The 12,953-nt window shown below is 38.3% G+C and carries 16 protein-coding genes; all 16 read right to left on the bottom strand.

Going from position 1 to position 12,953, the window contains the following annotated elements:
* Positions 1 to 12: 12 nt before the first annotated feature.
* The 16 genes from atpA to CCE82_RS09375 all read right to left on the bottom strand — a co-directional run bounded on the left by atpA (position 13) and on the right by CCE82_RS09375 (position 12,855).
* Positions 13 to 1,524: a F0F1 ATP synthase subunit alpha gene (atpA, locus tag CCE82_RS09450; protein WP_086429150.1), complete on the bottom strand. Its 1,512-nt coding sequence runs from the start codon at positions 1,522 to 1,524 to the stop codon at positions 13 to 15.
* A gap of 26 nt (positions 1,525 to 1,550) precedes the next feature.
* The gene (locus CCE82_RS09445; protein ID WP_086429149.1) at positions 1,551 to 2,090 is read right to left on the bottom strand and encodes a F0F1 ATP synthase subunit delta; all 540 of its coding nucleotides are present in this window, start codon (positions 2,088 to 2,090) and stop codon (positions 1,551 to 1,553) included.
* Positions 2,090 to 2,614, bottom strand: a complete 525-nt coding sequence (locus CCE82_RS09440; protein WP_086429184.1) for a F0F1 ATP synthase subunit B — start codon at positions 2,612 to 2,614, stop codon at positions 2,090 to 2,092. The genes CCE82_RS09445 and CCE82_RS09440 overlap by 1 nt, the downstream gene beginning before the upstream one ends.
* Before the next feature lie 161 nt (positions 2,615 to 2,775).
* Complete coding sequence (gene atpE / locus CCE82_RS09435) at positions 2,776 to 2,988, bottom strand: F0F1 ATP synthase subunit C (RefSeq protein ID WP_014613343.1); 213 nt, start codon at positions 2,986 to 2,988, stop codon at positions 2,776 to 2,778.
* A 42-nt stretch (positions 2,989 to 3,030) separates the two neighbouring features.
* The gene (atpB, locus tag CCE82_RS09430; RefSeq protein ID WP_086429148.1) at positions 3,031 to 3,753 is read right to left on the bottom strand and encodes a F0F1 ATP synthase subunit A; all 723 of its coding nucleotides are present in this window, start codon (positions 3,751 to 3,753) and stop codon (positions 3,031 to 3,033) included.
* A 37-nt stretch (positions 3,754 to 3,790) separates the two neighbouring features.
* Positions 3,791 to 4,144 carry an ATP synthase subunit I gene (locus CCE82_RS09425; protein ID WP_086429147.1) on the bottom strand — a complete coding sequence of 118 codons (354 nt, stop codon included), beginning with the start codon at positions 4,142 to 4,144 and terminating at the stop codon, positions 3,791 to 3,793.
* A 169-nt stretch (positions 4,145 to 4,313) separates the two neighbouring features.
* Positions 4,314 to 5,453: a non-hydrolyzing UDP-N-acetylglucosamine 2-epimerase gene (wecB, locus tag CCE82_RS09420; RefSeq protein ID WP_086429146.1), complete on the bottom strand. Its 1,140-nt coding sequence runs from the start codon at positions 5,451 to 5,453 to the stop codon at positions 4,314 to 4,316.
* 22 nt (positions 5,454 to 5,475) lie between these two features.
* A complete protein-coding gene (gene upp, locus CCE82_RS09415; protein ID WP_086429145.1) occupies positions 5,476 to 6,105 on the bottom strand; it encodes a uracil phosphoribosyltransferase in 630 nt (209 codons plus the stop codon).
* A 33-nt stretch (positions 6,106 to 6,138) separates the two neighbouring features.
* Positions 6,139 to 7,377, bottom strand: coding sequence for a serine hydroxymethyltransferase (locus CCE82_RS09410; RefSeq protein ID WP_086429144.1), 1,239 nt, complete (start codon positions 7,375 to 7,377; stop codon positions 6,139 to 6,141).
* 20 nt (positions 7,378 to 7,397) lie between these two features.
* The gene (locus CCE82_RS09405) at positions 7,398 to 7,925 is read right to left on the bottom strand and encodes a TIGR01440 family protein (protein WP_086429143.1); all 528 of its coding nucleotides are present in this window, start codon (positions 7,923 to 7,925) and stop codon (positions 7,398 to 7,400) included.
* Positions 7,926 to 8,042: 117 nt separating this feature from the next.
* Positions 8,043 to 8,468: a low molecular weight protein arginine phosphatase gene (locus CCE82_RS09400; RefSeq protein WP_086429142.1), complete on the bottom strand. Its 426-nt coding sequence runs from the start codon at positions 8,466 to 8,468 to the stop codon at positions 8,043 to 8,045.
* Positions 8,465 to 9,517, bottom strand: a complete 1,053-nt coding sequence (locus CCE82_RS09395; RefSeq protein WP_086429141.1) for an L-threonylcarbamoyladenylate synthase — start codon at positions 9,515 to 9,517, stop codon at positions 8,465 to 8,467. The genes CCE82_RS09400 and CCE82_RS09395 overlap by 4 nt, the downstream gene beginning before the upstream one ends.
* A 123-nt stretch (positions 9,518 to 9,640) precedes the next feature.
* Positions 9,641 to 10,528 carry a peptide chain release factor N(5)-glutamine methyltransferase gene (gene prmC / locus CCE82_RS09390; RefSeq protein WP_086429140.1) on the bottom strand — a complete coding sequence of 296 codons (888 nt, stop codon included), beginning with the start codon at positions 10,526 to 10,528 and terminating at the stop codon, positions 9,641 to 9,643.
* On the bottom strand, positions 10,518 to 11,594 hold the full coding sequence (prfA, locus tag CCE82_RS09385; protein WP_086429139.1) for a peptide chain release factor 1: 1,077 nt from the start codon (positions 11,592 to 11,594) through the stop codon (positions 10,518 to 10,520). Before prfA ends, prmC begins: the two co-directional genes overlap by 11 nt.
* Positions 11,594 to 12,196, bottom strand: a complete 603-nt coding sequence (locus CCE82_RS09380) for a thymidine kinase (protein WP_086429138.1) — start codon at positions 12,194 to 12,196, stop codon at positions 11,594 to 11,596. Before CCE82_RS09380 ends, prfA begins: the two co-directional genes overlap by 1 nt.
* Positions 12,197 to 12,600: 404 nt before the next feature.
* Positions 12,601 to 12,855: a type B 50S ribosomal protein L31 gene (locus CCE82_RS09375; protein WP_086429137.1), complete on the bottom strand. Its 255-nt coding sequence runs from the start codon at positions 12,853 to 12,855 to the stop codon at positions 12,601 to 12,603.
* Between the last annotated feature and the right edge of the window lie 98 nt (positions 12,856 to 12,953).

Here is a 12,953-nt window from a genome sequence, read left to right as displayed (position 1 = left end):
TCATCTGTTCAATTATTCTTCTGTAGCTTTAAAACCTTTTTTGAATTCATTGATTGCTGATTCAAATTTTTCGTCTGCAGGTAATCCACCTGTTTCGCGAATTTCAGTAAAGATGTCGTTTGCGTTAGATTTTGTCCATTCGATAATTTCAGATTCGAAACGTGTAATATCGACAACTGGAATATCATCTAAATAGCCACGCGTTAACGCATAAATAATCAATACTTGGTGTTCAACAGGAAGTGGTTTGTTTTGGTCTTGTTTTAATACTTCAACCGTACGTTTACCACGTTCTAATTTACTTGCTGTTGCTTCATCAAGGTCAGAACCGAACTGCGCAAATGACTCAAGTTCACGATAAGATGCTAAGTCAAGACGTAATGTCCCGGCAACCTTTTTCATCGCTTTGATTTGTGCAGATCCCCCTACACGTGATACTGAAAGACCCGCATTAATCGCTGGACGGATACCAGAGAAGAATAAGTCTGATTGTAAGAAGATTTGACCATCTGTAATAGAGATAACGTTTGTTGGAACGTATGCTGAGATGTCCCCCGCTTGTGTTTCAACAAATGGTAAAGCTGTAATCGAACCGCCACCTAATTCATCATTTAACTTCGCCGCACGCTCTAATAAACGACTATGTAGGTAGAATACATCACCTGGGTATGCTTCACGACCTGGTGGACGACGTAATAATAATGATAACTCACGGTATGCAGCCGCTTGTTTTGTTAAATCATCATAAACGATTAAGACATGCTTACCGTTGAACATAAATTCTTCTGCCATAGATACACCTGCATATGGTGCGATGTATAACATTGGCGCTGGTTGTGCCGCTGATGCAGAAACAACGATTGTGTAATCTAATGCACCGGCTTGACGTAATTTTTCAACTGCTGCACGAACAGTAGATTCTTTTTGACCAATTGCGACATAGATACAAATCATATCTTGGTCTTTTTGGTTTAAAATTGTATCAATCGCAACTGTCGTTTTACCAGTTTGACGGTCACCGATGATTAACTCACGTTGACCACGACCAATTGGTACAAGTGCGTCAATCGCTTTGATACCTGTTTGTAAAGGCTCATCAACAGATTTACGTGCCATAACACCTGTTGCTTTTTTCTCGATAGGACGTGTTTTTGTTGTATTTAATGGGCCTTGTCCATCAATAGGTTGACCTAATGAGTTTACAACACGACCGATTAATTCTTCACCTACTGGTACTTCCATGATACGTCCAGTACGTTTCACTTCGTCGCCTTCTTTAATCTCATCATATGGACCTAAAATAACGACACCCACGTTTGTTTCTTCTAAGTTTTGTGCCAGTCCAAGTACGCCGTTATGGAATTCTAATAATTCACCAGCCATAACGTCGTTCAATCCGTGAACTAATGCAATACCGTCACCAATTTGAATAACTGTACCTACATCCGTTACAGACATTTCTGACTCATAGTTTTCAATTTGTGAGCGAAGTAATGCACTAATTTCTTCAGCTTTTATGGCCATCTATGTCACTCCTCCATTTAATCTAATTAATGTGCTCTGTTAAATTTCTTAACGAGTTGATTTAAATCATTTTGTACACTACCGTCATACACTTTTGTACCAATCTTTACGCGCACGCCACCGATTAGTTCTTCATTTACAGTAGGGTGAATGATTAAATCTTTAAGTCCTGTACGATCTAACAATGCGTTTTTCACTTGCATCACTTCATCCTCATCTAAAGTTGAAGCTGATTCAACATAGGCATCTGCTAGACCATGGAAATCGTAATACTGCACTTCAAATGCTTTGAAAATAGCAGTAATTAAATGTAAATTACGGTGTCCCGCAACAATTTTTAACGTATTCATCAAATAAGGTTGTGTACCTGTAAAAACATTATCTACAATATGGCGTCTATCCGCTATTGTAATTTTTGGTTCATAATCGATGCTTTTCAAGTAATCAATTTGATTTTCAACGGCAGTATTGATTTCAGTAAATTCATCATATACCTCGGATAATACATTGTGTGATAATGCAACATCATACAGTGCTTGGGCATATTTTTGAGCAACGTCAGCCATTACTTATCCCCTACCTCTTTAACGTACTTCTCTACTAAAGCTTTTTGATCTTGTTCAGAAATTTCTTTACGTAATACTTTTGATGCGATCAGTACTGAGAGTTCCGATACTTGATTATTAATTTCTGCTAATGCACGTTCTTTTTCACTCTTAATTTCACTTTGTGCCGTTTCAAGCATACCATTGGCACGTTGATTTGCTTCATGAAGGATTTCTTCTTGTTGACGTCTTGCTTGTAGCTTCGCGTCTTCAAGAATTTTATGAACTTCATCTTGTGTTTCTTTTAATTTTTGTCTATTTTCTTCTTCTAAACGTTGCGCATTCAATTTTGCACGTTCGGCATCATCAATGTCTTGATTAATTGAACGCTCACGATCGTCCATGACTTTTTTAAGTGGTCCCCAAGCAAACTTTCTAAGTAGTGCAAGTAAAACGAGGAAAGTTACTACTGTTACAATGATATCCCCGATGTTCACACCACCACCTGCTGCTGCAAGGGTAAATAAATTAGCAGTCACTATGATGTACACTCCTTTCAACCATTTCATCTGTTCAAACAATAAAAACGAATGGCGAAAGTCTAATCTATACTAGACCTCGCCCTGACAAATGTTTTTCATATGTAAAGATAAGAAATTAACAAATGTCTTGATTACGTCATGCTTTCTAACTGATTCAGTCTCGATTAAATGAATAATACGATGAATGTGATAACTACACCGATGATTGGAAGTGCCTCAACTAAACCGATACCGATGAACATAATTGACATTAATTGTGTACGCGCTTCTGGTTGACGTGCTACACCTTCAACTGTTCTAGAAACGATTAAACCGTTACCAATACCTGCACCTAATGCTGATAATCCGATTGCGATTGCTGCTGCGATTAAATTCATTATATAAATCCTCCTAATTGTTTTAAATTTTAATTTTTTATTTTAATGGTTGTCTGCTACTTTGTGCGACATATACACCATTGATAACATGATAAAGATATAGGCTTGAATTGAGCCTACGAAAATTGAAAAACCTTGCCAAATGATTAATCCTGGAATACCAATAATAAAACCAAATGCAACTGTCAAAGTCACTTTTGAAAGTAATCCTAATAAAATCTCACCAGCATAGATATTACCGTAAAGACGAAGACCTAACGTCAATGTCGATGCAAACTCTTCAAAGACATTAATAGGTAAAAGTGCAAGATACGGTTTTCCATAGCCTTTAAGGTAAGATTTTGGTCCTCGCATTTTAACACCATAATAGTGTGTTAAAAGGACCATCATTGTCGCGAGTGTCAAAGTCACATGTGCATCTGCTGTTGGTGACTTCCACCATAGTGTATGACCGTTCACAAACTGAAATGGAAGCCCTAGCATATTCGCCACAAAAATAAATAAGATTAAAGTGACGGCTAAGAAGTGAAATTGTCCACCTTTTGACCATGCCATATTACTTTCAATGATGCCACGGACAAAGTCAAAAACCCATTCGATGAAGTTTTGTGCACCTTTTGGTCTTTTCTGGAGATTGCGTGTACATAAGACTGCAATAATGAATACTATCACTGCTGTAATCAACAACATCATAATAGTAGATAAGTTGAAATTAATATCTACTCCGAGAAAATTCCAAGTCACCACGGGATGTTTGTGATCCATTCTAGATTTCACCTCTTTTCAAAATATAATTCATTTTTTAATCCTTCTTTAACAAAGGACGAAAAACCATTAACACATATGAAACCATTAATCCTACTAGCACACCGAGTATATGTATTTGTGCTTGAAAAAGTACCCAAATGACACATGTAAGTATAGCGACGAGATACCGCCAACCATTACCCGTTGATATGGGTTGTGCAGTGTTACGCTTTGACCGCCATAAATAATATTCAAAAATACATGTGTTCACTATCGATGCTATTGTCCCTATGATGAGCCCAAGTACAATCGGTTTTTGTACGTCTAATGAATAAAGGATTAACAGCCCTGCTAAAATCGTAGCGTAATATGTTAAAAACGGCTGAAACATTTTATAAAAACGATTCATATTGAGCCTCTTTTCTGCCCTAAAGACACAATTTTGAAAGCCGTTCCATACATACAACTTTCATGATAATATAGGGCGAAAAGCGTGTCAATTGCACAATTAAAAGGCTCATTTTTTGTCAATTGAATTGTCACAATTTTGACACATTTACCCCTATAATTACATCACTTTATTTTTCTACTTGGAATGGTGCGGGTTTTTGATCAATTAAACCATAATAATATTTAATATTTTCACAAATGCGCTGTGACGCTTGCCCATCACCATATGGATTTTGTGCGACACTCATCGCCTCGTACAATGCAGCGTCCGTTAATAAAGCTTTAGTTGCTTCATATACATCAGCTTCTTCAGTGCCGACAAGTTTAAGTGTCCCCGCTTCCACACCTTCTGGGCGCTCTGTCGTATCTCTAAGGACAAGTACAGGCTTACCTAATGAAGGTGCTTCTTCTTGCACACCACCCGAATCCGTCAAAATAAAGTGTGCTTGATGTGCGAAGTTATGAAAATCAACAACTTCTAGTGGTTCAATTAATTCAATTCGTTCATGATCACTTAAATGTTCGTAAGCAATTTCACGCACTTTAGGATTTTTATGCATTGGGTAGACGATGACCGCATCTTCAAATTCTTCAACAATTTTTCTCGCCGCTTTAAAAATATGATGCATAGGTTCACCAATATTTTCACGACGATGCGCAGTAAGTAAAATAATGCGCTTATCTTGATGACGTTGAATAATATCTGAATGGTATTGTGGATCGACCGTTGTATGCATCGCGTCAATCGCTGTATTACCCGTTACAACAACCTTTTCAGGGTCTTTATTTTCTTGCAATAAATTTTTTTGTGCCTGTTCAGTCGGTGCAAAATGTAAATCAGCCATAATACCGGTCATTTGACGATTCATTTCTTCTGGGAATGGAGAATACTTATTCCAAGTTCTTAAACCGGCTTCAACGTGACCAATGCTAATCTCGTTGTAGAATGCAGCGAGACTTCCTGCAAAAGTCGTTGTCGTATCTCCATGGACCAATATCATATCTGGTTGTGCCTGTTGAATCACATCTTCTAACCCGAGCAACACACGTGATGTCACTTCTGATAACGTTTGGCCTTGCTTCATCACATTTAAGTCATAATCAGGTTCAATTCCAAAAGTTTCTAATACAGAATCTAACATTTCACGGTGCTGTGCAGTGACAACTACAATAGGTTCTAATGATTCATCTTTTTTCAGCTGTAAAACGAGCGGTGCCATTTTGATGGCTTCAGGCCTTGTACCAAAAATCGTCATAATCCTTTTCATGTCAATGCGCTCCTTATATGAATTATTTTGTACCGAATAGACGGTCTCCAGCATCGCCGAGACCAGGGATGATGTATGCATTTTCATCTAACTTTTCATCTAATGCGGCAATAAAAATATCCACATCTTCATGTGCGGCTTGAAGTTTTTCTACGCCTTCTGGAGCGGCAATTAAACACATAAAACGAATATGCTTCGCGCCTCGTTTTTTCAATGAGTTAATTGCTTCAATCGCTGATGCACCCGTTGCAAGCATTGGGTCGACTACGATGATTTCGCGTTCTTCAATATCTTGTGGTAACTTCACAAAATATTCAATAGCTTCAAGTGTCTCAGGGTCACGATATAAACCTACATGCCCTATTCTTGCTGCAGGTACAAGGTTTAAAATGCCTGTTGTCATACCAAGACCTGCGCGCAAAATTGGAACAAAAGCGAGTTTTTTACCTGATAAACGTTTCGCAATGGCTTTTGTAACAGGTGTTTCGATTTCAACTTCTTGAAGTTCTAAATCGCGTGTCACTTCATAAGCCATTAACATACCTACTTCATCAACTAATTCACGAAATGCTTTTGTCCCTGTATTTACATCTCGAATATAACTCAACTTATGTTGGATTAAAGGGTGATCAAATACATGTACTTTACCCATGATATTGCCTCCGTTTATTCTAAATTAATCGGTTTATTGATATAAAGGGAATTTTTCAGTCAACGCTTGAACACGTGACTTCGCATCTGCTAAAACTTTTTGATCTTCATGATTTTGGAGTACGTCGCTAATAATACGGCCGACCTCTTCAAAAGCTTTTTCATCAAAACCACGCGTCGTTGCAGCTGGCGTACCTAAACGGATACCACTTGTAACGAATGGTTTTTCTTGATCGAATGGAATCGTATTTTTATTACATGTAATACCGATTTCATCTAATGTTTCTTCTGCCACTTTACCTGTAATACCTACTGAACCTTTGACGTCTACTGATACAAGGTGGTTATCTGTACCGCCAGAAACGATTCTGAAGCCATTATCTTTTAAAGTTTTCGCAAGCATTTGTGCATTTTTAATCACTTGTTGTTGATACGTTTTGAATTCTGGTTGTAATGCTTCACCAAATGCCACAGCTTTCGCAGCAATCACATGCTCAAGTGGACCACCTTGAATGCCAGGGAAAATTGTTTTATCAATCTCTTTTTTATACTCTTCTTTACATAAAATCATACCACCACGAGGGCCACGTAATGTTTTATGCGTTGTCGTTGTAACAAAGTCCGCGTATTCAACTGGATTTTGGTGAAGTCCAGCTGCTACAAGTCCTGCGATATGCGCCATATCTACCATTAATTTCGCACCGACTTCATCAGCAATTTCTTTAAATTTCTTGAAGTCAATTGAACGTGAATATGCAGATGCACCTGCAACGATCAGTTTAGGTTGATGTTCTTTTGCTAACTTACGTACTTCTTCATAGTCGATATGCTCTTCTTCTTTTGTCACACCATATTCCACGAAGTTATAGAACTTACCACTGAAGTTAACTGGTGAACCATGTGTCAAGTGACCACCATGACTTAAATTCATACCTAACACTGTATCACCATGCTCAAGTGCAACAAGATATACAGCCATATTTGCTTGTGAACCAGAATGCGGTTGGACATTGACATGTTCAGCATTGAACAGCGCTTTTGCTCTATCAATTGCAAGTTGTTCAGTTTGGTCTACAAATACACAACCACCATAGTAACGGCGTCCAGGATAACCTTCAGCATATTTGTTCGTCATCACTGAACCTTGTGCTTCCATCACTGCTTCAGAAACAAAGTTCTCAGATGCGATGAGTTCAATGCTTGTGTTTTGACGATGAAACTCTTTTTGAATACTTTCAAATACAGACTTATCTTGTTTAGCAAGAAATGACATAGACAATTCCCTCTTTTCTGTTAAAGTTGATATTTAGCACGTTCGCCGCCGATTTTTTTCGGTCGAGATGTCGCTACAGTCACAATTGCTTGGCCAACTTGTTTCACTGTAGTTCGGACAGGTACTGCCACATGCTTAAGATGCATACCAATCAATGTTTGACCGATATCAATACCTTTGTCAGCTTGGATATGTTCGACAACCATGGGCGATGTCATATGACGATAAGCATGCGTTGATAAAGAACCCCCTGCATGCACATCTGGTACGACAGAAACTTCAGTCATCACATATGGGTCAAAATCTTTTCGCTCGATTGTGATGGCACGGTTAATATGTTCACAACCTTGAAAAGCAAATGAAACACCTGTCTCCTGTTGAATCTTAACAAGTGCTTCGAATATTTCTTTAGCGACATCCATAGAACCTGTCGTTCCTATACGCTCCCCTTGAACTTCTGAAGTCGAACAACCTATGACACATATCTCACCTTCATTAAAAAACGATTGGGCTTTGAGTTCTTCTAATAATTGATTTAAATCCTTCATATGGTTACCCCCTTGTTATACGTATGAGTCAAAAAAACAATAATTAAAGAACTGTGAAACATGCTATACGTCCTTTATTATAACTTATTTTTTCTTGAACTTATACTGATTATACAATTATTCTGCCACTAATTTAGTCTTTAACTTTTCAATCATACGTGTCAATTGGTCAAATACTTTTTCATACGTTTCATAGCACCCTCCATAAGGGTCTTCCACCGCTAAATCTTCATTCACATAGTCATTTAATGCATACACATTTACTTCTGATCCGTACATCGCCTGAATCATTTGACAGTGTGAAGCTGTCATCGTTAAAATCAAATCCGCTTCAGCATCGACTTCATCAAACAACTGTGCAGCATTCGGTATAGGCAGCTCGTGACGCTCTAGCAATTCACGACTATGTGTAGAAATAGGTTGGCCATCTTGTGCCATTAAACCTCTCGAAACAATATCAAAGTCCGGCATTAGCTGTTGTGCAATACTTTCAGCTAAAGGGCTACGACACGTATTTCCGGTACATACAAAAACGATTTTCATAATGACTCATCCTTTACGACTTGTTGACTAACCGCCTTTAACATCCGATTTCTCAATGCTTCCGTTTCAAAATTATCTTCAAATCCATAAATATACGCCATTTCTACTTCATCTAATTGGTCTAATTGATGTAAAACGTCATACAGATTATGGTTAGCCCCTTGAACATCTGTTTCACTGTCACTGATAACAATCACTTGTGCGCGCTCTGGCAAAAACACTTTCTTTGTTTCTGGTACGATAAATGCAATTTTTGACCAATCGGCATGTGCTTCTTTACGAATCGGTGCATTCAATTGTTCAATCATTTTAAGTGGCGTCGCCGGTGCATAATGACGATATTTCATCCCAGGCGCAATTGGTTTTTCAGTAGATAGTGGGGCATACACTTCGACAGATTGTGGCAAAATATCATTTAACATGTGTCGTGTTATCGTACCTGGTCGTGCAATACGAAATGGAAACGATGTACAATCCACAACTGTACTTTCCAAACCTGCGTCACTTTGAGTTGAACGAATAATACCGTCTACCCGATGATTTAAATCATTGAATGCATGCTCAAAAGTTGTTGGAGAAGGACGTCCACTTAAATTCGCGCTCGGTGCTGCAATAGGAAGATTAACTGCCTTCAACAATGCTTTTGCGACGGGATGACTCGGCATACGTACTGCCACAGAATTCAATCCACCAGTAACCCGATCACACAAGAAACCTTTTTTTAACGGTAAAATAAATGTAATCGGACCTGGCCAAAAAGCTTCCATTAATTTACGTGTAGATTCCGAAATGTCTGCCACAAAATCTTCCAATTGCTCTGTATCATATATATGAACAATTAAAGGGTTATCGGAAGGACGACCTTTCGCTTCATAAATTTTACGAATAGCCGTATCATCTTTCGCATTTCCACCTAAGCCATAAACCGTCTCTGTAGGAAGGACGACTAACCCGCCATCTTGGAAAGTTTTTACAATTTCTGCTAATTTCGGATATTCGTGTAATCGCGTAGTATAGTCCCGAACATCCCAAATTTTTGTTTCTGACATTAACGTCCACCTCTCCTTCTCTTCTATTTTACTACAAAGTCAAAAATGGGTGCATGACTTCAATCGTAAGAATGTGTCTTAGATTTGACTGTCGTGCGCCCATTTTTAATTGATTATAAATTGTTACAAATTATCATGTTGTTCATCAAGATACTCATGGTACCCATTTGATGTGGACCATTTAAAATGAAAAATCCGTGCATTTCCATTAATATCTGGAATGACCTCTGTCTTAATATGTGGATATAACTGTTGCATCATCTCTGTCAACTGAACGCCTTGTTGAAAACCAATTTCAAAAACAACCGGTGCGCCATCATGCATGACATGTGGTAAGTCTCGCAATATTGCTTCATATACTTGATAACCTTCTTGATCCGCAAATAACGCCACATGCGGTTCATATTGAATGACACTTTCATCCATCAAACCACGTTCATGTTCACCAATATACGGCGGATTAGAAATTAAACCATCCAGTCGAATGTCCTGATCTATGAGCGGTTGTAAAGCATTGCCTTGTATAAAAGTGATGTCTTGTTGGAGACGACACGCATTCTCTTTTGCGACTAATAACGCTTGAGACGAAATATCTGTCGCAATCACTTGTAATTCGGGTATTTCAGCTTTTAATGTGACTGCAATCGCACCACTTCCAACCCCTACATCAGCTACACAAGAAGTTGCCTCAGTTAATTGGTTTAAAAAGTAATGCACCACTTCTTCTGTTTCAGGTCTCGGAATGAGTACATCCGAATTCACTTTAAATGGACGTCCATAAAATTCAGCTTGACCGACAACATATTGTACCGGCATTCCAGTGAGAAGTTGTAATAGGCCGTCATTCAGTTGTGCAAGTGTAGAATCAGGAATAGCCACCATTTCGTTTAAAATCAATTGCGTTCTCGACCATTGTAATGTATCCATCAAAAACCATTGAACAGCATTTGCGTCGTAGCCTTTTGCTATCATTCGCTTCTCGGCATCTTGTCGCCACTGTTTATAGTTCACCAGTATTAAGCTCTTTCAACTTCTCAGTTTGTTCATGCATCGTTAACGCATCCACAATTTCATCCAACTTTCCTTCCATAATTTGGTCTAATTTTTGTAAAGTTAAACCAATGCGGTGGTCTGTGACACGACTTTGCGGATAGTTATATGTACGAATACGTTCCGAACGATCACCTGTTCCAACTGCTGACTTACGTTGTGCTGCATATTTTTGTTGTTCTTCTTGCAACTTCATATCATACAAACGTGCTTTTAACACTTTCATCGCTTTTTCACGGTTTTGAATTTGAGATTTTTCTGAAGATGTCGCAATGACCCCTGTTGGCAAATGGGTAATACGAACGGCAGAGTCAGTCGTATTGACGTGCTGTCCACCTGCACCACTTGAACGATACGTATCAATTTTCAAATCTTCATTGCGGATTTCAATTTCTACATCTTCTACTTCTGGGAGTACTGCAACAGTGGCCGTTGACGTATGAATACGACCGCCTGATTCAGTTTCAGGTACACGTTGTACACGGTGCGCACCATTTTCATATTTCAACTTACTATAGGCACCATCACCAGAAACTGAGAAACTGATTTCTTTATAGCCACCATGGTCGCTTTCTGTTGCTTCTACAATCTCAAGTTTAAAACGATGTGATTCGGCAAACTTAGAATACATACGGAATAAGTCGCCCGCAAAAATTGCCGCCTCATCACCGCCAGCAGCACCACGAATCTCAACAATAACGTCTTTTTCGTCGTTCGGATCTTTTGGAATGAGCAACAATTTCAATTGCTCTTCAAGTTCTGGCACTTCTGCTTTCAATGCATTCGCTTCTTCTTTTAACATTTCAACTTCATCAGCATCATCAGTTTCCGCAAGCATCAATTCAATTTCCCCAGCATCTTCTTTCACTTGTTTATATTGACGGTAGACCTCTACCGTTTTTTGTAATTCTGATTGTTCTTTAGAATATTTTCTAAGAAGATTTGAATCACTCACAACTTCTGGATCGCTTAACAATTCATTCAGTTGTTCATAACGTTCTTCAACAATGTCTAATTGATCAAACATTATTCCAACGCCTCCTTATCATTTTCACTCGGTGCTACGATATGATGCGCACGACAACGCGGTTCATAACTTTCATTTGCACCTACAAGTATAATGGGATCGTCTACTTTTGCAGATTTGCCATCAATTAATCGTTGCGTACGACTCGATGATGCCCCGCAAACAGCACAGACCGCTTGTAATTTTGTAATATGTTCACTCACCGCTAACATTTCAGGAACAGGGTGAAAAGGTTCGCCTTTAAAATCCATATCAAGACCTGCAGTAATGACGCGATAGCCTCTTTCTGCAAGCGTTTCTGCAATGTCTACAATATCACGATCAAAAAATTGAATTTCATCAATGCCGATAATATCTACACCATTTAAGTCATGATGCCATATATCACTTGCTTTAGAAATATTAATCGCTTCTATTTCATTACCATTGTGAGAAACGACTTTTTCTTTATGGTAGCGGTCATCAATTGTTGGTTTAAATACAACCACTTTTTGCTTTGCATAGACACCTCGGCGTAAGCGTCTGATGAGCTCTTCTGACTTACCACTAAACATGCTTCCAGTAATGCATTCTATCCAACCTGAATGGTACGCTTCATACATGATTCTTTCCACCTTTTTCAAAACAAAATCAATTCATTATATCATAAAATATACGTATTCGTTGATGTAATTCGTATGTATATCAAATTTCATAAATTTCTTGCACTTTTTTCTTAATTATATCCTTGCACCTTTGAATGTCACCTTTCAAAACGTTTCACTGATGGTAATATTTTAACAACATCGCTCGCGTTTTGAATTTCCATAGGTTGATGCTAAAAAGATGAAACAATGTAAAAAAGTGGGCACGCAATCTAAATGATTAGATTCCGTCAACCCACTTCAACGCATAACACGTTTTCTTATGATGCGATATCAAAGAAAACGTGTTTGCATTCATTTTATTCACATTGAGTCAAGAACATAGTTTAGATGAACGGCTGTCCATCCAACCCAATATTTTCTTAGTTGTTTGATTTGAGACCAAATTTTTTGTTGAAACGTTCCACACGACCATCTGCAGCAGCAAATTTTTGGCGTCCTGTGTAGAATGGATGTGAATCAGAAGAAATATCTAAACGAATAACTGGGTACTCGTTACCATCTTCCCATTCCATTGTTTCGTTTGAGAATTTAGTAGAACCACTTAAAAATTTGTAATCAGTTGTCGTATCTAAAAAGATAACTTTACGGTATTCTGGATGAATCCCTTGTTTCATAATTTTCAGCTCCTTTGCCCTGAACCATCCGGAACAGAGTTATTTGTGAGTTTTTACCCAATACTTAAACATTATATAGGCCGTGTCATGAAAATGCA

The sequence above is a fragment of the Staphylococcus cornubiensis genome, from assembly GCF_900183575.1.
GTDB lineage: Bacteria > Bacillota > Bacilli > Staphylococcales > Staphylococcaceae > Staphylococcus > Staphylococcus cornubiensis.
The sequence above is the reverse complement of the archived record's forward strand: the minus strand, read 5'-3'. Positions and strand labels throughout refer to the sequence as shown.